Source organism: Microbacterium oxydans, from assembly GCF_000956405.1.
In the GTDB taxonomy this organism is placed as follows: domain Bacteria; phylum Actinomycetota; class Actinomycetes; order Actinomycetales; family Microbacteriaceae; genus Microbacterium; species Microbacterium oxydans_C.
Genome location: NZ_JYIV01000019.1, coordinates 74,142 through 99,050, shown reverse-complemented (window position 1 = coordinate 99,050; position 24,909 = coordinate 74,142). Strand labels below are relative to the sequence as shown.

Genomic DNA, 24,909 nt, shown 5'->3' with positions numbered 1-24,909 from the left:
GCCGCGTTCGGAACAGCATCGACTGGGGAGTCACGGTGGGGAACACGAGTTTCGGGCGACGGACACGGTTCGGGCGACGGACAAGAGGTGTCGTCGCATCAGTGCTGACGGCCGGCCTGCTGATCGCGGGTCTGTCGGGCGTGGGAGCGACGGCCGCGGCCGCGGCCGATGTGCCGCCCACGATGCCGCCGCAGCTGCAGCGCGACGAGAACGTCGTGACGTCGGATCCGATCCCGACCGTCCAGATCGACAACGGCTACGTGTGGGCGCAGACCACGATCGGCGCGACGGTGTACGCGGTCGGCAAGTTCGACAACGCCCGCGAGCCGAAGGCGGCGCCCGGCACCGCCCTCACCGCCCGCTCGAACGTGCTGGCCTACGACATCGTCTCCGGCGCGCTGTCCTCGTTCGCCCCGACGGTCAACGGCGTCATCAAGGCGGTCGCCGCGTCTCCCGACGGATCCCGCATCTACATCGGCGGCTCCTTCAACAAGGTGAACGGGAAGGACCGCTGGAACTTCGCGGCGCTCGATGCCAAGACCGGTGAGCTGGTCCCGCAGTTCGCGCCGTCGATCGGCGGCAGCGGCGTCTACGCGATCACCACCGACGGATCGAACATCTACCTGGGCGGTCTGTTCACCCAGGCCAACGGCGTCGCCCGCAAGAACCTCGCTGCTTTCGACCAGAAGAACGGGGCGCTCCTGAGCTGGGCCCCGCAGGCCGACCGCCAGGTCGACGCCCTCGTGATGGACCCGGCGGGCACGAACGTCATCGTGGGAGGCCGCTTCTCCGCGGTGAACGGCAGCAGCCTGCGCGGTTCCGCAGCGGTCGACAAGTCCACGGGTGCCGCCGACACCGCCTGGGGCATCTCCAAGGTCGTGAAGAACAGCGGCAGCAGCAGCAACTCGGGCATCTTCGCGCTCGCCACCGACGCGAACACCGTCTACGGCACCGGGTGGAGCTGGGCCGGCGGGGGCAACCTCGAGGGCACGTTCGCCGCGGAGGCCGGCACGGGTGCGGTGCGGTGGATCGCAGACTGCCACGGCGATCACTACGGCGTCTACTCCACCGGCAAGGTGGTCTACACGACCAGCCACATGCACTCCTGCAACACGATGGGGCTGCAGCCGCAGAAGAACCCGGCGGTGTACCAGTACGCCGAGGCCTACACGGCCGACGCGCGCGGGACCCTCTCGGCGAACACCTACTCCGGGTACGCCAACTGGGCCGGCACCCCCGCTCCGTCGCCGTACCAGTGGGCTCCGGACTTCGCGGTCGGCACCACGAGCGGCCTCGGCCAGGCGGGCCTGTCGATCACGGGTGCCGGCGACATGATCTCGATCGGCGGAGAGTTCCGCTCGGTCAACAACGGTCAGTTCGAGGGAATCGTACGCTTCTCCACGAAGCCTCCGGGTGGTGCGAAGGACGGGCCCCGGCTCTCCGACGCGGCATGGAAGCCCACGGCGGGTACCTCGCCCGTCCCTGGCAGCGCCCGGGTGTCGATCCCCACGAACTGGGACCGCGACGACCTGACCCTCACCTACGAGCTGCGCCGGGCCGGTGCCAGCGAGCCGGTGGCCACCGCGACAGCGGACGGCACCTGGTGGAAGCAGACGACGGTCACCCTCGACGACCCGACGGCGACCCCGGGAGTCACGCAGAGCTACACGGTTGTCGCGAAGGACCGTGACGGCAACATCGCCACGAGCGCGAGCGTGAACGCGAAGGCCACGGCGGGCACCGCCTCGGCCTACTCGAAGAAGATCCTCGCCGACAAGCCCTCGCTGTACTACCCGCTGGGGAACGTCTCGAAGGACTGGGCCGGATCGAACAACCCGGTGAACGGCACGGGCGCCGCTGCCTCGTCAGCGGGCATCGAGAACAGCGGCACCGGATCGACCACGGTGAACGGCACCACGAACGGGCGGGCGTCGTCCGATGCGAAGGCGCCGGTGTCGAGCGAGTTCTCCTCCGAGATCTGGTTCCAGACCACGACGAAGACCGGTGGCATGCTCATCGGCTCCGGAACGGCTAAGACGGGGAGCTCCGCGAGCGTCGACCGGCAGCTCTACATGACCAACAGCGGCACCCTGACCTTCGGCGTCTCCGCCGGACAGGCCCGAGCCACGATCGCCGGAACCAAGGCACTGAACGACGGCGTCTGGCATCACGCTGTCGTGTCGCAGGGCGCGGCCGGGATGAAGCTGTACGTCGACGGCGAGCTCGTCGCGTCCGATGCCGCGGTCACCACGGCCAAGACCGATCCCGCCTACCTCCGCATCGGGGGAGACGCGCTCACGGGCTGGCCCTCTGCTCCTTCGTCGAACTACTTCAAGGGATCGCTGGACGAGGCTGCGGTGTACCCGTTCGCGTTGAACGCGGACCAGGTGCGCTCGCACTTCCAGCTGGGCAAGGGCCTCAAGGCTCCGACGGCGGCCTTCACGGCGCAGGCGACCGAGCTGACCGTCGCGGTCGACGGGTCGGGCTCGACCGCGGATGGTGCAGCGTCGATCAGCGGCTACGCATGGGACTTCGGCGACGGCTCGTCGGCGACGGGTGCCACGGCGACGCATGACTATGCGGCGGCCGGGACCTATACCGTGCGGCTGACTGTGACGGACAGCAGCGGACTGTCGGCGTCGAGCGAGAAGCAGGTCGTGGTGACCGCTCCCGTCGTAGCCGATGTCGTGGTGGCCTCCGACGCGTTCGACCGCGCGGTGGAATCCGGCTGGGGCACCGCTGAGGTCGGCGGCGCATGGACGCCGATGCAGGGGAAGTCGACGGCGCTCTCCGTGGCCGACGGTGCCGGCGTGATCGACCTCGTCGCCGGGCAGACCAGGGAGATGCTGTTGGACGATGCGTCGGTGCGGGACTCCGCCACCACCATGTCGTACACCCTCTCCGGCGGTCCGGAGTCGGGCACCGTCTACGTCGGAGCGGGTTCTCGGCGCAACGCTGACGCCGGCTACCGCGCTCTGGCGTGGCACCGTGCGGATGGGGCGACCTGGGTCGTGATCCAGCGCAACGGGACGGCCATCGCGAGCGCCGCTGTGCCGGGGCTGACCTGGAGCGCAGGCACCGTGTTCCATCTGTCGACCGAGACGACCGGTTCTTCCTCGACGACGATCCGCGCCAAGGTGTGGGCCGACGGGCAGCCGGAACCGGCGACGTGGCAGGTGTCCACGAGTGACGCGACCCCGGCGCTGCAGAGTGAGGGCTCGCCCTCGGTGTTCTCCTACCGGGCCGGCACCGCGACCGGCACGAACGTCGTGCGGGTGAACGAGGTCAAGACCACCCGGATCGGTGAGTGACCAGCGAGCGGGTTGAGCGGTGGTTGCCGGGTCCTAGAGCGGGAGCGCGAGATACAGCCGGTAGGCGCTCTGGTCGGCGAAGCTGTCGGCAGCGTTCGCCGGAGCTTCGACGATGTAGAGGCGGCCAGGGGTGTGCGGCTGCGACTGTGCGTCCAGGTGCCACACCACGCGGCTCACGATCGCGCCGTCGAAGTCGTACCGGGTGCCCGAGCCGTCGTCGAAAACCTGTTCCGTGTACGTGGGGTCGCCGATCCTGGCACGGAGGTCGACGGCAGCGTGAGCAGCCTCCTCATCCGAGGGGAACTGCAGTACGACCAGGGTGGCGCGACCGGTATCGGAGCGGAACACCGCTGTCGCCGCATCGCGTGAGCCCAGGTCGTTCGGAGTGTCCGCCCACTCGCCTTCGAGCTTCCAGTCGCCGCCCGCGGTGCCGATCTCGGCGACGGCCGCGGCGCAGAGCTCGCCGCATTCCGCCGTCACCCCGGACGCGCTCGGAGATGCGGAGCCGTCCGGGGATGCGGACGCCGACGGCACGTTCTCGCGTCCCTCGCCGATCTCCGCGCGCAGACCGGCGGCGAGAAGGAGATTCGTCGCGATCGTGCCGAGGAGCAGGAGGGCGGCGATGACGATGACCAGGATGATGATCGCCCGACTGCGTCGCCTGGTGGCCGCGACGATCCGAGTCTCATCATCACGGGCGTCCTGCGCATCGATCTCCGGCGCATCGGCGACAGGTGTCGGGGGCGGTGGCGGGAGGTACTCCTCGTCGCTCGGGGCGTCGCGCTCGTTCATCGATCCCCAGCCTACGGAAAGCCGGTCAATGGAACTCTCTCCTCCGAACTCTGTCCCACCTGTCATCACAGGTCATAGGCTGGAGATATGACGATTCCTGCACTCGAACTGAACGACGGCAACTCCATCCCCCAGCTGGGCTACGGCGTCTTCAAGGTGCCGCCGGCGGAGACCGAGAAGGCGGTGAGCGAGGCCCTGGAGATCGGCTATCGCCACATCGACACCGCCGCGATCTACGGCAACGAGGAAGGCGTGGGCGCTGCCATCGCATCCTCGGGTATCCCCCGTGACGAGCTCTTCGTCACGACGAAGCTCTGGAACGACCGTCACCACGACGACGAGCCCCGCGCCGCTATCGGCGAGAGCCTCGAGAAGCTCGGTCTCGAGAAGGTCGACCTCTACCTGGTGCACTGGCCCACCCCGGCCAAGGACGACTACGTGCACGCGTTCGCGAAGCTGATCGAGCTGCGCGAGGCGGGCCTCACCCGCAGCATCGGTGTGTCGAACTTCCTGGTGCCGCACCTCGAGCGCACCGTGAAGGAGACGGGTGTGGTCCCGGCCGTGAACCAGATCGAGCTGCACCCGGCGTACCAGCGCCGCGAAGAGGTCGCCTGGGCCGACGCGAACGACGTGCGCATCGAGGCATGGGGTCCGCTCGGCCAGGGCAAGTACGACCTGTTCGGCATCCCGGCTGTCGCGGATGCCGCTGCCGCTCACGGGGTCACCCCGGCGCAGGCGGTGCTTCGCTGGCACCTGCAGAAGGGCATCATCGTGTTCCCGAAGTCGGTGCGCGCCGAGCGCCTGCGCGAGAACCTCGACGTGTTCGGGTTCGAGCTGACCGACGCCGAGATCGCGGCGATCGATGCTCTCGACCCGCTCGATGGTTCCGGCCGCGTGGGCTCGCACCCCGACGAGGTCAACTGATCCGCCCGTGAGGTGCGGCCTTCGGGCCCACATGACGCCCCGTGTCGCAGCGCGCGACACGGGGCGTCGTCGTGAGTACCGTCGAGGCATGACAGCTCCGTACCGTGTCGTCGCCGTGTCGGGATCCCTGCACGAGCCCAGTAAGACGACCGCCCTCGTCCGCGCGATCACGGCCGCCATCGGCGAGCGCGCCGACATCGAGTCGCAGCTCATCGAGCTGACGCAGATCGGACCTGGGCTGGCCGGCGCGCTGCAGCGTGACCAGCTGCCGCCGGAGGTCGAGGCGCAGCTGCAGGCGATCGAGTCCGCCGATCTGCTCATCGTGGGAAGCCCCGTGTATCGGGCGTCGTTCACCGGGCTCTTCAAGCACCTGTTCGACTTCGTCGGTCAGTACGACCTGGTGGGCAAGCCGGTCCTGCTCGCGGCGACCGGCGGCGGCGAGAAGCACGCGCTCATCATCGAGCACCAGCTGCGTCCGCTGTTCGCGTTCTTCCAGGCGCTCACCCTCCCGCTCGGCGTCTATGCCAGCAACACCGACTTCGACGGCTACGAGATCACCTCCGAGGTGCTCGAGGCCCGCATCGCCCTGGCTGCCGACCGCGCGCTGCCGCTGGTGGGGTACGCGGCCTCGCGTCCGGTCGAACTCCTGGTCGGCTGACCGCAGGCCCCACACGCGGCGTAGCGTGGGGGGCATGACCAATCGGCTCGCCGACACCCTCAGCCCGTACCTGCGCGCACACGCCGACAACCCTGTCGACTGGTACCCGTGGGGCGAGGAGGCCTTCGACGAGGCGCGGCGGCGGGACGTGCCGCTGCTCATCTCGATCGGCTACTCGACCTGCCACTGGTGCCACGTGATGGCGAGGGAGTCGTTCGCCGATCCGGCCACTGCGGCCCTCATCAACGAGGGCTTCGTGGCCGTGAAGGTCGACCGCGAGGAGCACCCACAGGTCGACGCCGCCTACATGGCGGCGGCCTCGGCCTTCACGCAGAACCTGGGCTGGCCGCTGACGGTGTTCGCCACGCCTCGCGGACGCACCTTCTACGCAGGCACCTATTGGCCCCCGGAGGCGCGCCCGCCGATGCCCGCCTTCCGCGATGTCCTCGCCGCGGTGCGTGAGGCGTGGACGCTGCGTCGCACGCAGGCCGAGGAGTCAGCGGATGCCGTGACGGATGCGCTCGCCCGTGCAGCCGAGTCCGTGCCTTCGGATCTGCCCGACGTCGTCCAGATCGCGACAGCAGCGGAGGTGATAGCGGCGCGGGAGGATCGTCAGTTCGGAGGTTTCGGCGGCGCGCCGAAGTTCCCCGTCGCCACCACGCTGCGGTTCCTGCAGCATCCCCTCGTACGAGAAAGCGCGCCGGAGGCCGCTGAGGCGGGTGCACGCGCGCTCGCCGCGATGGCGACCTCCGATCTGCGCGACGCCGACGGCGGGTTCTTCCGCTACGCGACCGGGCGCGACTGGACCGTGCCGCACTACGAGCGCATGCTGACTGACAACGCGCAGCTGCTCGACATCGCCCGTGACGGGGGAGACGAGCGGACCGTGCGAGGTATCGCCTCGTTTCTCACGCGCGTGCTCCAGCGCGAGGGCGGCGGATTCGGCGCGGCTCAGGATTCGGAGTCGACGATCGACGGCGCGCGCTCCGAGGGCGGGTACTACCATCGCCCGATGGCGGAGCGCGCGGCCCTGGAACCCCCGGCGGTCGACGGCAAGGTCATCACCGGATGGAACGGTCTCGCGATCGGTGCTCTCGCCCGTGCCGGGGCCGCGTTCGGGGAACGGGCGTGGATCGACGCGGCCGCCGCGGCTGCCGACCACGTGCTGCGCATCAACCGGGATGCCGACGGTACCCTGGTGCGCACCTCGCTGGAGGGGCGGGCATCGGCTGCGGTGGCGACCGCTGCCGACCTCGGCCTCCTCGCCGACGGCCTGTTCACGCTCGCGCTGGCGACGGGCGAGGTGGAGTGGGCGATCACGGCGCGCGGCATCCTCGACCGGGCCCTCGGGGGATCGGCTGGCGATGACCCGCTGTTGTCTGCCCAGGGCATCGCGACGTCGCCGGATCAGACCGACGGAGACCTGCCCTCGGATGCCGCTGCGGTCGCCTCCGCAGCCCTGACCGCATGGTGGCTGGGAGCGGGGGACCGGTATCGCGAAGCGGCCGTCTCGACGGTGAGCGCGCTCGCCACCAGGTCGCTGGAGCAGCCGTTCGCCCACGGCACCCTGCTGCGGGTGGCCGCCGGTCTCGCCGTTCCGCCCCGTCAGCTCGTCGTGGTCACCGGCGCGGTGGACAGCGCCCTCGCTCTCGCAGGCCGAGGCGCGGACGCCGAGGTCGTCGCCGTGGTCACCCCGGACCAGGCGCGGGCGTTCGCGGATGCCGGGTTCGAACTGTTCGAGGGCAAGGACGCCTCGACGGACCGCGCCTATGACTGCCGGGCGTTCGTGTGCCGCCTGCCGGTCAGCGATCCCACTGCAGTGTCGGTCGCGCGCTGAGGCTCACCCGGATCCGAGGAGGAACCTGCATGGCCGTGCTGCAGATCGAGTGGGTCGACATCGCCGCCGGCGACGTGCGGCGGGGGACGCCGCTCGACCAGGTCGACGCCCTCGCAGCGCGCTATGCCGATACCGGCGTGCCGCGCGCCTGGTATGTGAAGGAGACGCCTCGCACTCGGATCTTCGTCCCTGCCTTCCGTCTCGCCCGCACTCCGGTGACGGTCGCGCAGTGGGCCGCGTTCGCTGACTCCACGCACGCCCGAGCCATCCCCGGGATCGACGACCATCCGGTGGTCGGGGTGTCCTGGGACGAGGCCACCGCCTTTGCCGCGTGGATCGGGGCAGAGCTCGCAGTGGACGCACGACTGCCCACCGAAGACGAATGGGAACGCGCAGCGCGCGGCGACGACACCCGTGAGTTCCCCTGGGGTGACGAGTACGAGACGGGCCGCGCGAACCTGTTCGACCTCGGGCTCGGAACGACGACGCCCGTCGGCTCGTTCCCCGACGGCGCGAGTCCGTTCGGGGTGCTCGACATGGCGGGAAACGTCGACGAGTGGACCTCGACCCGCTACGCGCCGTACCCCGGAGCGCCGGATGAGGTTCCCGTCGCCGAGGACTGGGCTGCCGATCCGCACATCACACGCGGAGGCGCGTTCCGTCACGATGTGGATCTCGCCCGCTGCGCCCGGCGTCACGGGGCCTATGAGGCCGATCTGGTCGCGGTCGGCATCGGGTTCCGGCTCGCGGCAGCAGCCCGCTGAGCCGTTCCCGGCTTTCGGCTGTGCAGTGTGTCCAGTCCTTCCCCGGGAACGCCCGCTCGATTGCGCGAGATGCGCAGCTTCCGGTGCGCCGATTGCCCAGTGGCCGGATTCCGTTCTAGTGTTGCGCGACACCTCACCCGATCACAGCAAGGACGCTCTGACGATGCCCCTTCCCACTCGCGCCGGACTCGATGCCGTTCCCGCATACCGTCAGGGGCGCTCCGCTCCCGCCGGTGCTTCCAAGCTCTCCTCGAACGAGTCTCCGCACCCGCCGCTCCCGTCGGTCGTCGAGGCCGTGCGCGAGCGCCTCGACGGCATCAACCGCTATCCCGACATGAGCGCCGCGAAGCTGCGCGAGCGTCTCGCCGCCCGCTACGGGGTCGATGTCTCCGAAGTTACCGTCGGTGCGGGCTCGGTCGAGATCGCGGCCCAGCTCATCCACGCGGTCGCCGGCGAGGGCGACGAGGTCATCTTCGCGTGGCGGTCGTTCGAGGCGTACCCGTCTCTCGTCCGTATCGCCGGGGCGACGCCCGTCCCGGTGCCGCTGGACGCGGACCACGGGCATGACCTCGACGCGATGCTGGCGGCGATGACCCCGCGCACGCGCCTGATCTTCGTCTGCAATCCGAACAACCCGACCGGCACCGTCGTCGGGGCCGATGAGCTGGAGCGTTTCGTCGCGGCAGTGTCGCACGATGTGCTCGTGGTGATCGACGAGGCCTATGTGCATTTCGACCGCACCGAGAGCAGGGGAGCCGGCATCGAGCTGTTCCGCCGCCACCCGCACGTGGCCGTGCTGCACACGTTCTCCAAGGCCTACGGGCTCGCCGGGCTCCGGATCGGATACGCCATCGCGCCGGCCGCTGTCGCCGAGAACCAGCGCAAGGTGGCGGTGCCGTTCGGCGTGACCGACCTCGCCCAGACCGCTGCCCTCGCGTCGCTCGACGCCGAGGACGAGCTCGCGACGCGTATCGACGAGGTGGTCGCCCAGCGCGACCGCCTGTACGACGTGCTCACTGCCGCCGGATGGCCCGCGGTCCGTTCGCAAGCCAACTTCGTGTGGGTGCCATCCGCCGAGCGCACCTCCGAGTTGGAGACGCTCCTGCAGGAGGGCGGTGTGGTCGCACGCGCCTTCCCCGGCGAGGGCGTCCGCATCTCCTCGGGCTCCGTGGAGGACATCGACCGGGTGGAAGCCGCCCTCGAGACCGAGCTCGCCGAGGTGAACGCATGACTGACGGACGCGCGACCGGAGACGCGAGGACTCCCGTGACCGAGGTGCCCACCACCACGACGACCACGAAGGGGCTGCACCCGGGGCTGACGCGCCGTCAGATCTCGATGATGGGGCTCGGTGGTGCGATCGGTGCCGGCCTGTTCGTCGGCTCTGGTCAGGCGATCAGCATCGCGGGACCCGCCGTGCTGGTTTCGTACCTCGTGGCCGGCGGCATCGTCGTGCTCGTGATGGCGATGCTGGCCGAGATGGTCGCGGCGAGACCGAGCTCCGGCGCGTTCAGCTCGTACGCCCAGAAGGCGATGGGCCGCAGCGCCGGCAGTGCGGTGGGCTGGCTGTACTGGATCCAGCTGGTCGTCGTGATCGCGGCCGAGGCCACGGGGGCCGGCGCGATCGTGGCGAACTGGACCCCCGGGATCCCGGCCTGGGTGTGGGTGCTGATCTTCGTCGTGGCGCTCACGGCCGTGAACCTGTTCGGCGTGCGCAACTACGGCCGCTTCGAGTTCTGGTTCGCGGCGATCAAGGTCGCGGCGATCATCGCCTTCCTGGTCGTCGGGGTCTGTGCCATCGTCGGCCTCATCCCGGGTGTGCCCGGCACCGGCATCTCGAACCTCGTCGACAACGGCGGGTTCGCCCCGAACGGCATCGCGGGCATCGCCGGTGCCCTGCTGATCGTGGTCTTCGCGTTCGGCGGCACCGAGGTCGTGGCGATCGCCGCTGCCGAGTCGAACGACCCCGCGCGCAACATACGCCGCATCGTGCGCGAGGTGCTGGTGCGCATCATGGTCTTCTACGTCGGGTCGATCTTCGTGATCGTCGCGGTGCTGCCCTGGAACGACCCCGCGGTGAAGGCCGGTCCGTTCTCCGCGGTGCTCGAGACCCTCAACGTGCCGGGCGTCGGCCTCGTGATGGACCTCATCGTGATCGTCGCGCTGCTCTCAGCCATGAACGCCAACATCTACGGTGCCTCCCGCATGGCGTACTCGCTGGGGGAGCGGGGCCTCGCTCCTCTGGCCGCGACCCGCACGAGCCTCAAGGGCGTGCCGTTCGTCGCGGTGCTGGCCTCCGTCGCCTTCGGGTTCGTCACGGTCGGACTCAACTGGGCGTTCCCCGATGTGGTGCTGCCGGCCCTGCTCAACGTGGTCGGCTCGACGCTGCTGGTGATCTGGACCGCGACCGCGGTGGCGCAGATCATCCTCCGCCGTCGTGCGGATCGGGACGGGGAGGAGATGCCGATGCGGATGTGGGGCTTCCCCTGGCTGTCGTGGCTGTGCCTGGTGCTGCTCGCGGCAGTGATCGCCCTCGCGATGATCGATGAGGCCGCACGCATCCAGCTGCTGTTGACACTCGGGCTCACTGCCGTGCTCCTCCTCGTCGCACGTGCGACCAGGGGCGTGGCGAGGCCCGGCGTCCCGCGGGAGTGACGATGCGCATCGATCGCCTCGACGCCCAGCTCATCCGACTGCTCACCGAGTCGCCGCAGCTTCCGATCCTGGAGTGCGCGCGGCGGCTCGGCATCGCCCGCGGCACGGCGACCAGCCGACTCGCCCGGCTGCACGAGGGCGGGGTGATCGAGGCGATCGTGCCGCGCATCGATCCGGCCGGGTTCGGCTACGGTGTGGTCGCCTTCTGCCTGGTCGAGATCGATCAGAAGGTCGGGCATGACGAGGTGGCCACGGCTCTGGCCGACGCCGTCCCCGAGATCGTCGACATGCACACCGTCACGGGCGCGAGTGATATGCAGCTGCGACTGGTGGCGCGCGATGCCACGCGGCTGCAGGAGGTGCTCGATCGGGTCGCTCTGGTGCCGGGGGTCGCCCGCACCGCCTCATCGATCGCGATGCGCACGCACCTCTCCGGGAGGGTGCTCCCTCTGGTCGAACACGTCGCGACGGACGAGGTGCTGTAGCGCGGTAGAGTTCGAGCATGTCGAGTCCCGAGTCAGACGCGTCGGGGGCCGTCGGTCACACCGCCGGCCCCGTGCGCCGATAGCGACGATCCTGTAGCTGCGCCTCCGCAGCGCGGAGGCGCGGACTGGTGCATCCCCGGATGCCGGCCGTGGTGACGAGAAGCCCCCTTCTTGATCTCTCACCTCGGAGTACTGCCATGCCCTCTGCCCTTTATCTGCTCGCCCTTGCCGTCTTCGTCATGGGCACGTCCGAATTCATGCTCGCGGGTCTCCTGCCCGCGATCGCCGCCGATCTCGACGTCTCCGTCGGCACCGCGGGTCTGCTCACCTCGGCCTTCGCGGTCGGCATGGTGGTCGGCGCGCCGATGATGGCGGCCTCGGCGCGCCGATGGCCGCCCCGACGCGCGCTGGTCGCGTGTCTCGTGCTGTTCGCCGGGTGCCACGTCGTCGGAGCACTGACCCCGATGTTCCCGGTGCTGCTCCTCAGCCGTGTGCTCGCGGCGCTCGCCAACGCGGGCTTCCTCGCGGTGGCCCTGCGCGCGGCCACGGCCATGGTTCCGGCCGACAGGAAGGGGCGGGCGCTGTCGATCCTGCTCGCCGGCACCACGGTCGCCACGGTCGCCGGAGTGCCGGCCGGGTCTCTGCTCGGCTCGGCCCTGGGGTGGAGGGCGACCTTCTGGGCGGTCGCTCTCCTGTGCGCTCCGGCGATCATCGGCGTCGTGCGCGGCGTCGCGAATGCGGTCGGCTCGGCGGAGCAGACCGCATCCTCACCGCGCCTCCGCGCAGAACTCCGTCAGCTGGCGACGCCGATGCTCCTGCTGCCCATGGGCATCGGGGCGCTGATCAACGGCGGCACCTTCGCGGCCTTCACCTTCCTCGCCCCCGTCGTCACCGAGACGGCGGGTCTTGCGGAGATCTGGGTGTCGGCGGCGCTGGTGCTGTTCGGTATCGGTTCCTTCCTCGGCGTGGCGCTCGCGGGCCGGCTCTCTGACCGGCGCCCCGGGCTCGTGCTCTTCGTCGGTGGACCGCTGCTGCTGGCGGGCTGGGTCGTGCTGGCGGCGTTCGCCTCCGCCCCGGCCGCGCTCCTCGTGCTCGTCTTCGTGCAGGGCGTGCTGTCCTTCGCCGTCGGGAGCACGGTGATCACCGGCGTGCTCTACGCCGCATCGGGTGCGCCCACGATGGGTGGCTCGTACGCCACGGCGGCATTGAACGTCGGCGCGGCCATCGGGCCGGTGCTCGGTGCGGTCGCGCTCAGCGCGGGGTGGGGGCTGCTCGCCCCGATCTGGGTCGCGTCAGGCCTGACAGCCGCCGCTCTCGCGATCCTGCTGCTGACGCGTCACACCCAGCCGGGCAGCCAGTTGTGCAGCAGCCAGAAGTCGTAGGGCACGCTCATCCCGGTCCACAGGGGCAGGAAGAACGCCGACACCAGCACGACGAAGGCGAGGAAGATCATCACGGTACGCTCGCCCGACTGTCGACGGTGCAGCGGATCCTCGCGTCTGCCCGCGATGATCCGCAGCGTCATCGCCAGCGCGATCACGAGGAACGGCATCATGACGACCGTGTAGAACTGGAAGATCGTGCGCTCGGGGAACATGAGCCACGGCAGGTACGTCACCGCGAGGCCGACCAGGGGGATGCTCAGCTCCGGACCGACCGGCTGCTTCGTGATCCAGCCCCGCACCAGGCGGTACAGCAGGTAGACCGACGCCGCGACGCCCGCGTACCAGATGAGGGGATTCGGGATCGCCGAGATCGCGCCGATGCAGTGGTCGGTGCCGCAGCCCGTGGGGTCGGAGTCGACCCAGACCGCGGTGGGGCGCAGCAGGAAGGGCCACTCCCACGCCGGGCTCGCATAGGGGTGCCCTCGAGTCAGGCCCACGTGGAAGCCGAGCATCGACTCGTGGTACTTCCACAGGGCGACGAGCGGGTTGGGGTCGCTTTGCCGGTCGTATCCTCCGGCGGTCACCAGCCACCCGGTCCAGCTCGCCAGGTACACGGCGGCGGCGGGGAAGACGAGCAGCACGAACGAGACCGGACCCTGGCGGAACGCCGCAGCAGTCGGCCACAGGACCACTCCGGCGCGGCGCCGCGCGAGGGCGTCGGTGATGACGACGTAGAGGCCGAATCCCGCGAGCACGTACAGGCCCGACCATTTCACAGCCGAGGCCGCCCCGAGCGCCAGTCCTGCGGCGACGAGCCAGGGTCGACGCCAGAGCACCGGCCCCCAGAACGGGTCGGGACGATCGGGGTCGCGTCTCTCGAGCACGGGCATCGTCCGCTGCCGGTCGATGATCACGAAGAGCACGCCCAGCAGCACGAAGAAGGTCAGGATGCCGTCGAGCAGGGCGATGCGGCTCATCACGATGCTGAGCCCGTCGATCGCGAGCAGCGTCCCCGCCACGCTCGCGACGACGACGGATCCGCTGAGGCGGCGGGCGATCAGGTAGACCAGCAGCACCGAGGCGGTGCCGAGCACCGCGGTGGCGAGGCGCCATCCCGCGCTGTTGTCGGGTCCGCCGATCGCCATGCCGAGCGCGATGAGCCACTTGCCGAGCGGGGGGTGCACGATGAACGCGCCCTGCTCGGACAGCGGCAGCTGCTGCAGCGTGACGAACGCGTCGTTGGCGTTCTCGCCCCAGGTGCCCTCGTAGCCCAGTGTCCACAGCGACCAGGCGTCCTTGACGTAGTAGGTCTCGTCGAAGGCGAGCTGGTGCGGGTGGGCGACGTTGATCAGGCGCAGGAGCGCGGCGATCGCGGTGATCACCAACGGTGCGAGCCAGCGGATCGCGCGTCCCCAGTCCGGATCCCGCAGCAGGCGGTCGCGGAGCTGCCCGTAGCGCGTCGACCGCTCCTCGGGAGCGGGGAGCAGGGGCACAGGAGCGGTCACCGGTCCAGCCTAGACAACGAGCCTTCTCCGTCGGCTGCATCCTGCCCGCCTAAGCTGGGCGGGTGATCATCCTCGCCGCCACTCCGATCGGAAACCTCGGCGACGCGTCGCGTCGCCTCGTGGAGGTGCTGGAGAACGCCGAGGTCGTCGTGGCCGAGGACACCCGCACCACGCAGCGACTGCTCAAGGCGTTGGAGATCGACAACCGCCCGCGCCTGATCGCCCTGCACGACCACAACGAGAAGCAGAAGGCCGCGGAGCTGGCGGCGCTCGCCGCGGAGACCGACATCGTCGTGATGAGCGATGCCGGGATGCCCACCGTGAGCGACCCGGGATACGGATTGGTCGCCGAAGCCGTCGCCCAGGGCGTCACCGTGACCGCGATCCCTGGGCCGAGCGCGGTGCTGATGGCGTTGGCGATCTCTGGCCTGCCGACCGATCGCTTCACGTTCGAGGGCTTCCTGCCGCGCAAACCGGGGGAGCGGCGCTCGACCCTTCGCGCCCTGGCGTCCGAACCCCGCACCATGGTCTTCTTCGAGTCGCCTGCACGTCTCGCGAGTGCCCTGGCCGACATGGGTGCCGCGTTCGGTGACGAGCGTCGCATCGCCGTGTGCCGCGAGCTCACGAAGTTCTACGAGGAGGTGCGTCGCGGCACGGCGTCCGAGCTCGTGGCGTGGGCCGAGGACGGCGTCAAGGGCGAGATCGTGATCGTGGTCGAAGGCGCCTCCCGCCGCGACGCCTCTCCGGAGGACGCCCTCGCGCAGGTGCAGACGCTCGTCGCCGACGGTGTCCGACTCAAGGATGCCGCGTCGGAGGTCGCCGCCCTCACCGGTCTCTCCTCCCGCGACCTCTACCAGGCTGCTCTCGCCGCCCGCTCCGGAGGGGCGTGAGCGTGAGCAAGGCGGCGACCGTCTATGACGTGGCCGATCGGGCCGGCGTCTCGATCGCCACGGTCTCGCGTGTGCTGCGCTCACCGGACGCGGTGCGTCCGGTCACGCGGGAGCGCGTGCTGGATGCTGTGACCGCTCTCGGGTACGTCCCCAGTGGCAGCGCCCGCGGACTCGCCGAGCGGCGCACCGGGGTTCTGGGGCTGTACTTCCCCGGCTTCGACGCCGCGGAGGACGCCCCGCCGCTGGATGCGTTCTCCGCCGCCGAGGAGGACGCGCCTCCGTTCGCGATCGTCCGCGAGGAGGACGAAGACGATCCAGTGGGCGGCCACACCTCGATGCTGTTCCTCGACGAGGTGCTGCGCGGTGCGGAGCTCGAAGCATGGAAGCAGGGTTTCGTGCTGATGGTCGGTGTCGGTCGCGATGATCCTGACCGCTCCACCGTGCGCGACATGGCCGGTCGGGTGGACGGGCTCATGGTGCTCGCGAGCAGCGTGCCGGACGACGTCCTGGCCCGCCTGGCGCGACGGATCCCCGTGGTGGTGCTCTCGGGGCCGCCGCGCGGAGATCACTACGACCATGTGACCGTGAGCAACGCCGAGGCGATGGCGGAGCTGACCCGGCACGTGCTGACCCAGGTGGGGGACGGGCGGCTCGCCTTCCTCGCGGGGCCGGGGGACTCTCCCGACGGTCTGCAGCGCTGGGACGGCTTCGCCGCTGCGGTGGCGGGAGCAGGGCGCAGCCTCGACGACGTGACCGTGCTGCGCGGTGACTTCACCAGAGCATCCGGCCGGCGGGCGGCCGAGGGCCTTCTCGCTGTGGGTACGCCGGCCGCGCTGATCTCCGCGAACGACCAGATGGCGCTCGGCGCGCTCGACGTGTTCCGCGGTGCGGGCATCCGGGTGCCGGAAGACGTGCTCGTGACGGGCTTCGACGGCATCGAGGCCGCCGCCCTGTCACACCCGCCGTTGACCACGATCCGGCAGCCGATGATCGATCTCGGACGCGCGGCCGTGCAGGTGCTGGCCCGCCGCCTCGAGCGCGCGGAAGCGGAGCCCGTCGTGGCTCGCCTGCCCCTGCAGATCCTGCTGCGCGAGAGCTCGCAGCGCCCGCCTGACCTCCCCGGCTAGGGCAGCACCGGTCCGCTGAGCAAAGCGATCTTACTCACGTGAACGGCGATGGCCGCCCCCACGATCGTGAGCGCGATTCCGCCCGCGGGCATCCACCATCGCGAAGGGCCGGGGAGCAGCATCCGGAGTGCTCCGACAGCGATGAAGAGCAATACAGCGAAACCGGCGAAGACGTTGCCTGTCGCATCCAGCAGCTCGAAGTCGCACAGCTGATCACACCGAGGAACGGAGATGCGCATGAAGTAGACGACAGCGCTGAGCACTCCGGCCACGGCGAGTTGCACGCCCCAGAGCACCGTGCTGAGCACGCTGCCAGCCGGCCTGGTTCGGGAGCTCATGCCACCACCCTAGAACGCGTTCCCCCGCCTCCATCCGCCCGTCTGACCGGCCGGAAACGCTCGCCGCGCCGGTGTCAAGGGGTTGCGATCGCAAAATGTATGCGCTTACAATCTGTGAGGCGGCGTCGGTCGCCGGTCATGACAGAGACGACATGAGGTGGCAGATGTCAGAGGGCACAACGCCGAGAGGGCGCGTGATGCAGCGCTGGCGCAGAGCGGCGATCGTGGGCCTCGCGGCCGTGGCGGTCGCGCTCAGCGGCTGCAGCATCCAGATCACATCCCAGCCCGATCCCTCGATCGGTGCCGACACGATGCTGATCAACGCCGACAAGGGCAACCCGTTCTTCACGAAGAACTTCAACCCGTATCTCACCAACACGCGCACCGCGTCCCGGTGGATCTACGAGCCGCTGATCCTGATCAACCCGCTCGACGGCACGCAGAACCCCTGGCTCGCCTCCGAGTGGAGCCAGCCCGACGCCCGCACCATCGTCATGACGATCCGCGACGGCGTCACCTGGAGCGACGGCGAAGACCTGACGCCCGATGACGTGGCGTTCACCTTCCAGCTGCTCAAGGACAACCCGTCCCTCGACATCAAGGGCGCGTGGCAGCACCTCGACAGCGTCGAGACCGAGGGCGACGACGTGGTGCTGCACCTCAAGACCGAAGACGCCCCCTCGCTGTCGATCCTGGGACAGACCATGATCGTCCCCGAGCACCTCTGGGCCGATGTGAAGGATCCGGGTACCTACCGCAACGAGAATCCGGTCGGAACCGGACCATTCGTGCTCGGCAACTACAACGACCAGCAGTACTCGATGGACAAGAACCCCGACTACTGGCAGGCCGACTCGATCGAGATCGAGCACATCATCCTCCCCGCCACGAACTCCCAGCTCGACACCGTCACACGCGGTTACGACTGGGCCTACTCCTTCATCTCCGACGTCGAGGGCACCTGGGGTGCGGCGAGCGAGCACAACAGCTGGTGGTTCCCGCCGGGCGGCGTGATCGCGCTCATGCCGAACCTGGAGGTCGCGCCCTTCGATGACGTGAACGTGCGCCGCGGCATCGCCCTCTCGCTCGACCGCGACGAGATCGCGGAGACCGCCTCGGAGGGCTACATGAAGCCGGCCGGTCAGACCGGACTCATCCTGCCCAACCAGGAGCAGTACCTCGACCCGAGCATCCCCGACAAGGGCATGATCACGCAGGACAGAGACGCAGCGCTGGCGGCTTTCGCAGAAGCGGGCTACACGCTCGACGGCGATCGGCTCGTCGGGGCCGACGGCCAGCAGCTCGAGTTCGCCCTCACCACCGCGAACGGCTACTCCGACTGGACGCGCGCGGCGCAGACCGTGCAGAGCCAGCTCGCGGCGGTCGGCGTGAAGGTCACCCTCAAGCTCCCGCAGCCCGCGGGCTACCAGAGCGCCATCAGCAACGGCGACTTCGAGATGGCCATCGGCGGCATGGGCAACGGCGACATCTACCAGGCGTACAACAACCTGCTCTCCAGCGAGTTCTACGTTCCATCCGGCGAGGCCACGGCGAACAACTTCGAGCGATACCGGTCTCCCGAGGTCGATGCGCTGCTCGCCGAGTACCGCGAGACCGTCGACTCCGCCCGCCAGACCGAGATCGTCAAGGAGCTGCAGCGCATCGTCTACGACGAGATGCCCGTGATCGGCCTCTACTACGGCGGCATCTGGGGTCTGTTCAGCGACGCGAAGTTCACCGGCTGGCCCAGTGAGGAAGACCCCTACATGATCCCGCAGAACTACGACTCCGCGCCGCTGGGCATCTTCACCCGGCTGAAGCGAGTGCAGGAGGGCGACAAGTGAAGTACGTGCTCCAGAAGTTCGGCCTTTTCGTGCTCACCCTGTGGGCCGCGATCACCCTGAACTTCTTCCTCCCGCGGATGATGCCGGGCTCTCCGGCGGACGCCGCCATCGCCAAGCTGTCCCAGAACGGGCCGGTATCGGATGCCACGCGTGCGGCCATCGAGGCGCAGCTCGGTGTTCCGACCGGGTCGCTGTGGGATCAGTACATCGCCTATCTCGGTCAGGTCGTGCGGCTCGACTTCGGCGTCTCGTACACGTTCTACCCGCAGTCGGTGTCGAGCATGGTCTCGACGGCCTTCCCCTACACGATCGGGCTCGTCGGCATCGTCACGATCCTCGCGTTCGTGATCGGCACCCTGATCGGAGTGATGGCCGCCTGGCGCCGCGGTACGTGGCTCGATTCACTCCCGACGCTGACCGGATCGTTCCTCAGCACGTTCCCCTACTTCTGGACTGCGCTGCTGCTGCTGTTCTTCTTCGGTTACGTGCTGCACTGGTTCCCGACCACGGGGGCCTACTCCGCGACCACGACGCCCGGGTTCACCTGGGAGTTCCTCGGCGACCTCATCAGCCATGCGTTCCTGCCGGCCCTGACGATCCTGCTCACCTCGCTCGGTGGATGGATCATCGGGATGCGCAACGCCATGATCAACACCCTCGGCGAGGACTACATCACCTTCGGCGAGGCGAACGGTCTGCGAGGGCGTACGATCGCCCTCCGGTACGCGGCCCGCAACGCGATCCTGCCGAACCTCACCGGATTCGGGCTCACGCTCGGCGGCGTGGTGGGCGGATCGATCCTCGTCGAGCAGGTCTTCGGCTATCCCGGCATCGGATACCTGCTGTTCAACGCCGTGATCGGGCAGGACTACCCGCTCATGCAGGCGCTCTTCCTGATGATCACCGTGAGCGTGCTCATCGCCAACTTCCTCGTAGACATCCTCTACGGGGTTCTCGACCCGAGGACTCGCCGATGACCTCCACCATGAACGTCAAGATCCCCGCCGAGCGCATCGCCGCGCCCAGCCCGTGGCGCGCCTTCGGACGCATGGTCGCCACGCTCTGGAGCAACGGCAAGGCGCGGCTCGGACTGTGCATCCTCGCCTTCTTCGTGCTGGTGGCGGTCTTCGCTCCGCTCCTCGCCCCGTACGGTGCGAAGGACAACGGCTTCGAGCGCAATGCCGACGCCTCCTGGGAGCACTGGCTCGGCACCACGGCTGCCGGTGAGGACGTGCTCAGTCAACTCATCTACGGCGCACAGGTCAGCCTCCTGGTCGGCTTCGCCGCCGGAATCCTGTCCACGATCGTGGCGGTGCTGATCGGCCTCAGCTGGGGCTACATGCGAGGCTTCCTCGGCGAGGTGATCGGCTTCATCGTCAACCTCTTCCTGGTGATCCCCGGTCTGCCGCTGATGATCGTGATCGCCGCCTACCTGCAGAACGGCGGCATCCTGATGATCATCGCGGTGATCGTCGTGACGGGCTGGGCGTGGGGTGCGCGTGTGCTCCGCAGCCAGACGCAGTCGCTGCGCGGGAACGACTTCGTCACCTCGGCGCAGTTCTCGGGCGACAGCAGGACGCGCATCGTGTTCCGCGAGATCCTGCCGAACATGACGTCGATCATCGCCGGCACCCTCTTCGGCGCGGCGACGGCGGCGATCCTGGCGGAGGCGGGGCTGGAGTTCCTCGGCCTCGGCGACTCCAGCATCGTCAGCTGGGGCACCATGCTCTACTGGGCGCAGAACTCCAACTCGCTGCTCACCGGACAGTGGCTGCTGCTGTTCGCCCCCGGTCTGTGCATCGCCCTGCTGGCGCTCAGCCTGACACTGATCAACTTCGGCGTGGACGGCATCTCCAATCCGCGTCTGCGAGAGGGGAAGGGGCGATGACCGCCATGACCGGGAACATCGACGTGCGCGACAACGACATCCTGCTGGACGTGCAGAATCTCTCGGTGGAGTACGCCTCGCCGGGTACGAAACCCGTCACCGCCGTCGAGAACGTGTCGTTCTCCCTGCGCCGTGGCGAGTTCGTCGGACTGGTCGGCGAATCCGGCTCCGGCAAGTCCACGCTCGGCTTCGCGCTCACACGACTGCAGAAGCCCCCGGCGCGGATCAGTGGAGGACGCATCCTGTTCGGAGGACGTGACATCCGCGAGCTGGACGCCGAGGAGCTGCGCCGTCAGCGCCAGGGCGGCTTCGCAATGGTGCTGCAGTCGGGCATGAACGCGCTCAACCCGGTGCGCACGATCGGCAACCACTTCCGCGACATCTTCGCCGCGCACGGGCACGTGTCGAAGGACGCGCGCGATGCCAGAGCCCGGGAGCTCGTGGGCAAGGTCGGCCTCGATGCGGCGGTGCTCGCCCGCTTCCCGGGTGAGCTCTCCGGCGGCATGCGCCAACGCGCCTCGATCGCCCTCGCGCTTTCCCTCGAACCGCAGCTGATGGTGTTCGACGAGCCCACCACCGCGCTCGACGTGCTGGTGCAGCACGCGGTCATGGACACGATCAAGGAGCTGCAGCGGTCCGAGCACTTCACCGCGATCCTGATCAGTCACGACCTCGGCATCGTGCTGGAGGCGACGGACCGGGTGATGGTGATGCACGAGGGTCACATCGTCGAGGACGCCAGGAGCATCGACATCCTCGAGCGCCCGCAGGACGACTACACCCGGATGCTGCTGAGTCACTACGCCGACCCCCGCGCGGAGAAGATCGAGATCCCCGGCTTCCTCGACGCAGGCACCCGGCGTCGTGAGGGACGTTCCAGGACCGACGTCACCGAGACGCTGCCGACCGTGTCGTCGCGCGACACCCGTCGGGCGGATGCGGCGATCGTGGTCGAGGGCGTCTCGAAGCATTACCCTGCGCCGCGTCGCGGACAGAGCGCGGTCACCGCGGTCGACGACGTGTCGTTCCGGCTGGAACCGGGGGAGGCGCTCGCCCTGGTCGGTGCATCCGGCTCAGGCAAGTCGACCATCGCCAAGATGCTCACCGGGGTCGAGAAGCCCACCTCCGGCACCGTCCGCTTCGGGGACATCGACGTGGCGACGCTCAAGCGCCACGGCCTGCGCGACCTGCGCAAGGACGTGCAGATGGTGTTCCAGGACCCGTATGCGGCGCTCAACCCGCTGCACACGGTCGAGTACGCCCTGACTCGGCCGGTCGTGAACTACACGAAGCTGCGCGGTCCGGAGGCCAGGGCCCGCGTGTTCGAGCTGCTCGAGACGGTCGGGCTCACGCCCGTCGAGCAGTTCGCGGCCAAGTTGCCGCACCAGCTCTCCGGAGGACAGCGCCAGCGCGTGGTGATCGCCAGGGCGCTCGCGAGCGACCCGCAGGTGCTGATCGCCGACGAGCCGGTCTCGATGCTCGACGTGTCGCTCCGCGCCGGAGTGCTGGCGCTGCTGGAGGATCTGCGCGAGCGGTGGGGCATCAGCATGCTCTACATCACGCACGACCTGCTGAGTGCACGACTGGTGACCCAGAACATCCTCGTGCTCAACGGGGGCCGGGTGGTCGAACGCGGCGAGACGTCGCAGGTGCTCCAGCATCCGGAGGACCCGTACACGGTCGAGCTGCTCGACGCCGTGCCGAACCCTGCCCGCGCCCGCTGACACGCGACGAACGACTGCAAGAAAGAGAGAGGAGCGCATCCGTGCTCACATTCCCCGACGGCTTCCTCTGGGGCGCCGCGACCGCCGCCCACCAGGTGGAGGGCAACAACACCACGAGCAACTGGTGGGCGATGGAACACGCGCCCGACTCGCCCATGGTGGAGCCCTCCGGCGACGCCGCCGACCACTTCCACCGCTATCCGGAGGACATGCGGCTGCTCGCCGAGGCGGGGCTGAACTCCTATCGCTTCTCGGTCGAGTGGGCGCGGATCGAGCCGGAGCGCGGCTTCGTCTCGCGGGCGATGCTCGACCACTACCGCCGCATGATCGACACTGCGCGTGAGAACGGACTCGACCCCACGGTCACGCTCATGCACTTCACGGTGCCGCAGTGGTTCCAGGAAGACGGATTCTGGCGCGCGGACGATGCGGTGGACCTGTTCTCCCGCTACGTCGAGACCGTGCTGCCGATCCTCGACGGCGTCGACTACGTGTGCACCATCAACGAGCCGAACATCGCCGCGATGCTGGCCGGGGGAGAGGATGCCGCGAACCTCGTCGCCTACGGCCTGCCGAACCCCGACCTGGGTGTCGCGGACACGCTGCTGAAGGCGCACCACCGTGCCACCGAGATCCTGCACTCGGTGCCGGGGGTCAAGGCGGGATGGACCATCGCCACACAGGCGTTCCACTCCACCGGAGAGCCGGGAGCGGACGAGATGCTCGCCACGTACGGCGACCCGCGCGACCACTGGTACCTGGAGCAGTCCGCCGGAGACGACTTCGTCGGCGTGCAGGCCTACACGCGCACGTTCATCGGCCCGGAGGGACCGCTGCCGGTGTCGGACGAGGTGGAGACGACGCTGACCGGCTGGGAGTTCTTCCCCGACGCGCTCGAGATGGGAGTGCGCAGCGCCTGGGAGCGCAGCGGCGGGGTGCCGATCCTCGTCACGGAGAACGGCATCGCGACCGCCGACGACACCCGACGCGTCGCCTACACGCAGGGAGCACTGGAAGGACTGCATCGCGCGATCGCCGACGGCATCGACGTGCGGGCCTACCAGCACTGGAGTGCGCTCGACAACTACGAGTGGGCCAGCGGCTTCCGACCCACGTTCGGGCTGATCGGCTTCGACCACGAGACCTTCGAGCGGTTCCCGAAGCCCTCGCTCGCTTGGCTGGGAGAGGTCGCACGGCGCAACGGGCTGTGAGCGGGGTTACCCTCGGGTCATGACCAACGCACAGCACGCGACGAGGGACGACACGCTCCGTTCGGCTGCGGCCGGGCTGAGCGCGTCGTTCCTCGCCGTCGGGCTGGCGGAGCTCGTCGCCGCTGTGGTCGAGCCGAGTGCGAGCCCGTTCGCGGTGATCGGGAGCGGACTCATCGACCTCGCACCGAGCTGGGCGAAGGACACCGCGATCGCGCTGTTCGGCACCGGCGACAAGGTGGCGCTGATCGTGGGCATCGCCCTGGTGCTCGTGGTCGTCGCCGCCGTCGCCGGCATCCTGGAGCGGCGGCGGTCCGGCATCGGCGCGCTGATCCTGGGCGCTCTCGGGGCACTCGCGGTCGTCGCCGCCATGATCCGCCCCGGTTCGGGCCCGTTCGCCTGGCTCCCCGGGCTGATCGCCGGCCTCGTCGCGGTGGTCGTGCTGCGTCTCCTCATCGCTCGATTGCGTCCGGTCGCCGGTCTGCGTCCGGACGGCGAGGATCGGAGACGGTTCCTGTTGTGGACGGCGGGTGTCGCGGCGACCGGGGCGATCGCCCTCATCATCGGCAACGTCGCCCGCGGCGCGAGCCGTTCGATCGAGGCGGTCCGCGATGCCCTGCGGCTTCCGAAAGCGGCCTCTCCCGCAGCGGCGGTTCCCGCAGGGGCGGAGCTCGACATCCCCGGCCTCGCCACGGTGGTCACCCCGAACGCGGAGTTCTACCGCATCGACACGGCGCTGATCGTTCCGCAGGTCGATCCGGCCGACTGGTCCCTGCGCATCCACGGGATGGTCGACCGGGAGGTGCGGATCACCTGGGATGAGCTGCTCGCCATGCCGATGCAGGAGGCGGATGTGACACTCGCCTGCGTGTCGAACGAGGTGGGCGGATCTCTGATCGGCAACGCCCGCTGGCTGGGTGTGCCGATCCGCGAGCTGCTCGCGCGTGCGGGCGTCGACGTGGACGCCGACATGGTGCTCTCGACCTCGGTGGACGGCTTCACGGCGTCGACACCGCTCGAGGCGCTCACCGACGATCGGGACGCGCTGCTCGCGATCGGCATGAACGGCGAGCCGCTGCCGATCGAACACGGCTTCCCGGTGCGGATGGTGGTTCCCGGGCTGTATGGCTACGTGTCGGCCACGAAGTGGGTCACACAGCTGGAGGTCACGAGATTCGACCGCGCCACGGCCTACTGGACGACACGGGGATGGTCCGATCACGGACCCATCAAGCTGCAGTCGCGCATCGACGTCCCGCGCCGCGGACAGTCGATCCCGGCCGGTGACGCGGTGATCGCAGGGATGGCGTGGCAGCAGCACGTCGGCATCGCCGGGGTCGAGGTGCGCATCGACGAAGGACCCTGGCGTCGCGCGGAGCTCGCCGCCGCCATCTCGGACGACACCTGGGTGCAGTGGAGCCTCGACTGGACGGCGGAGAGCGGGGCGCACACGATCGAGTGTCGGGCCCTGAGCACCGACGGCGAGACGCAGACATCGGATCCGGCCGCCCCCGCGCCCGACGGCGCGCAGGGATGGCACCGCATCGATGTCTCCGTCGCCTGAGCGCGTAAAC

At 69.3% G+C, this 24,909-nt stretch carries 20 protein-coding genes; 17 read left to right on the top strand and 3 right to left on the bottom strand.

All coding sequences use genetic code 11. The features are described 5' to 3' along the window. Positions 1–101: 101 nt before the first annotated feature. The gene (locus RN51_RS04775) at positions 102–3,311 is read left to right on the top strand and encodes a LamG-like jellyroll fold domain-containing protein (RefSeq protein ID WP_231579216.1); all 3,210 of its coding nucleotides are present in this window, start codon (positions 102–104) and stop codon (positions 3,309–3,311) included. A 33-nt stretch (positions 3,312–3,344) separates the two neighbouring features. Here RN51_RS04775 and RN51_RS04770 read toward each other — a convergent pair whose 3' ends face one another. After that, positions 3,345–4,103: a hypothetical protein gene (locus tag RN51_RS04770; RefSeq protein ID WP_045262901.1), complete on the bottom strand. Its 759-nt coding sequence runs from the start codon at positions 4,101–4,103 to the stop codon at positions 3,345–3,347. Positions 4,104–4,190: 87 nt separating this feature from the next. On the opposite strand from RN51_RS04770, the gene RN51_RS04765 reads away from it, so the two are divergent. From RN51_RS04765 to RN51_RS04730, 8 genes are all read left to right on the top strand, one after another. Beyond that, on the top strand, positions 4,191–5,027 hold the full coding sequence (locus RN51_RS04765; RefSeq protein WP_045262900.1) for an aldo/keto reductase: 837 nt from the start codon (positions 4,191–4,193) through the stop codon (positions 5,025–5,027). An 88-nt stretch (positions 5,028–5,115) separates the two neighbouring features. Next, complete coding sequence (gene msuE / locus RN51_RS04760; RefSeq protein WP_045262899.1) at positions 5,116–5,685, top strand: FMN reductase; 570 nt, start codon at positions 5,116–5,118, stop codon at positions 5,683–5,685. Between the two features lie 34 nt (positions 5,686–5,719). Next, on the top strand, positions 5,720–7,522 hold the full coding sequence (locus RN51_RS04755; RefSeq protein ID WP_045262898.1) for a thioredoxin domain-containing protein: 1,803 nt from the start codon (positions 5,720–5,722) through the stop codon (positions 7,520–7,522). 29 nt (positions 7,523–7,551) lie between these two features. Next, complete coding sequence (locus RN51_RS04750; RefSeq protein WP_045262897.1) at positions 7,552–8,286, top strand: formylglycine-generating enzyme family protein; 735 nt, start codon at positions 7,552–7,554, stop codon at positions 8,284–8,286. Positions 8,287–8,449: 163 nt separating this feature from the next. Then, positions 8,450–9,517: a histidinol-phosphate transaminase gene (gene hisC, locus RN51_RS04745; protein ID WP_045262946.1), complete on the top strand. Its 1,068-nt coding sequence runs from the start codon at positions 8,450–8,452 to the stop codon at positions 9,515–9,517. Next, complete coding sequence (locus RN51_RS04740) at positions 9,514–10,941, top strand: amino acid permease (RefSeq protein WP_045262896.1); 1,428 nt, start codon at positions 9,514–9,516, stop codon at positions 10,939–10,941. Before hisC ends, RN51_RS04740 begins: the two co-directional genes overlap by 4 nt. Before the next feature lie 2 nt (positions 10,942–10,943). Beyond that, positions 10,944–11,426 carry an Lrp/AsnC family transcriptional regulator gene (locus RN51_RS04735; protein ID WP_045262895.1) on the top strand — a complete coding sequence of 161 codons (483 nt, stop codon included), beginning with the start codon at positions 10,944–10,946 and terminating at the stop codon, positions 11,424–11,426. 197 nt (positions 11,427–11,623) lie between these two features. Beyond that, entirely contained in the window at positions 11,624–12,808 is a 1,185-nt protein-coding gene (locus tag RN51_RS04730) for a Cmx/CmrA family chloramphenicol efflux MFS transporter (RefSeq protein WP_045262894.1), read from the top strand. Here RN51_RS04730 and RN51_RS04725 read toward each other — a convergent pair. Beyond that, positions 12,763–14,316 carry a dolichyl-phosphate-mannose--protein mannosyltransferase gene (locus RN51_RS04725; protein WP_052674586.1) on the bottom strand — a complete coding sequence of 518 codons (1,554 nt, stop codon included), beginning with the start codon at positions 14,314–14,316 and terminating at the stop codon, positions 12,763–12,765. The two genes, RN51_RS04730 and RN51_RS04725, sit on opposite strands and share 46 nt — an antisense overlap. Positions 14,317–14,378: 62 nt before the next feature. On the opposite strand from RN51_RS04725, the gene rsmI reads away from it, so the two are divergent. After that, positions 14,379–15,206, top strand: a complete 828-nt coding sequence (rsmI, locus tag RN51_RS04720; protein ID WP_045262893.1) for a 16S rRNA (cytidine(1402)-2'-O)-methyltransferase — start codon at positions 14,379–14,381, stop codon at positions 15,204–15,206. Continuing rightward, positions 15,203–16,333 (top strand): LacI family DNA-binding transcriptional regulator, encoded by a 1,131-nt coding sequence (locus tag RN51_RS04715; RefSeq protein WP_231579215.1) that lies wholly within the window; start codon positions 15,203–15,205, stop codon positions 16,331–16,333. Before rsmI ends, RN51_RS04715 begins: the two co-directional genes overlap by 4 nt. On the opposite strand, the gene RN51_RS04710 is transcribed toward RN51_RS04715, so the two are convergent. Further along, entirely contained in the window at positions 16,330–16,671 is a 342-nt protein-coding gene (locus RN51_RS04710) for a hypothetical protein (protein WP_156149089.1), read from the bottom strand. The genes RN51_RS04715 and RN51_RS04710 overlap by 4 nt on opposite strands. Before the next feature lie 164 nt (positions 16,672–16,835). On the opposite strand from RN51_RS04710, the gene RN51_RS04705 reads away from it, so the two are divergent. Genes RN51_RS04705 through RN51_RS04680 form a run of 6 tightly spaced genes read left to right on the top strand, consistent with a single transcriptional unit; the run spans position 16,836 to position 24,899 of the window. Next, entirely contained in the window at positions 16,836–18,515 is a 1,680-nt protein-coding gene (locus RN51_RS04705; protein ID WP_045262891.1) for an ABC transporter substrate-binding protein, read from the top strand. After that, positions 18,512–19,492: an ABC transporter permease gene (locus RN51_RS04700; protein WP_045262890.1), complete on the top strand. Its 981-nt coding sequence runs from the start codon at positions 18,512–18,514 to the stop codon at positions 19,490–19,492. The genes RN51_RS04705 and RN51_RS04700 overlap by 4 nt, the downstream gene beginning before the upstream one ends. Next, on the top strand, positions 19,489–20,403 hold the full coding sequence (locus RN51_RS04695) for an ABC transporter permease (protein WP_045262889.1): 915 nt from the start codon (positions 19,489–19,491) through the stop codon (positions 20,401–20,403). The genes RN51_RS04700 and RN51_RS04695 overlap by 4 nt, the downstream gene beginning before the upstream one ends. Next, a complete protein-coding gene (locus tag RN51_RS04690) occupies positions 20,400–22,127 on the top strand; it encodes an ABC transporter ATP-binding protein (protein ID WP_052674585.1) in 1,728 nt (575 codons plus the stop codon). The genes RN51_RS04695 and RN51_RS04690 overlap by 4 nt, the downstream gene beginning before the upstream one ends. Positions 22,128–22,168: 41 nt before the next feature. Next, the gene (locus tag RN51_RS04685; protein WP_045262888.1) at positions 22,169–23,338 is read left to right on the top strand and encodes a glycoside hydrolase family 1 protein; all 1,170 of its coding nucleotides are present in this window, start codon (positions 22,169–22,171) and stop codon (positions 23,336–23,338) included. A gap of 19 nt (positions 23,339–23,357) precedes the next feature. Next, entirely contained in the window at positions 23,358–24,899 is a 1,542-nt protein-coding gene (locus tag RN51_RS04680) for a molybdopterin-dependent oxidoreductase (protein WP_045262887.1), read from the top strand. Positions 24,900–24,909: the final 10 nt, after the last annotated feature.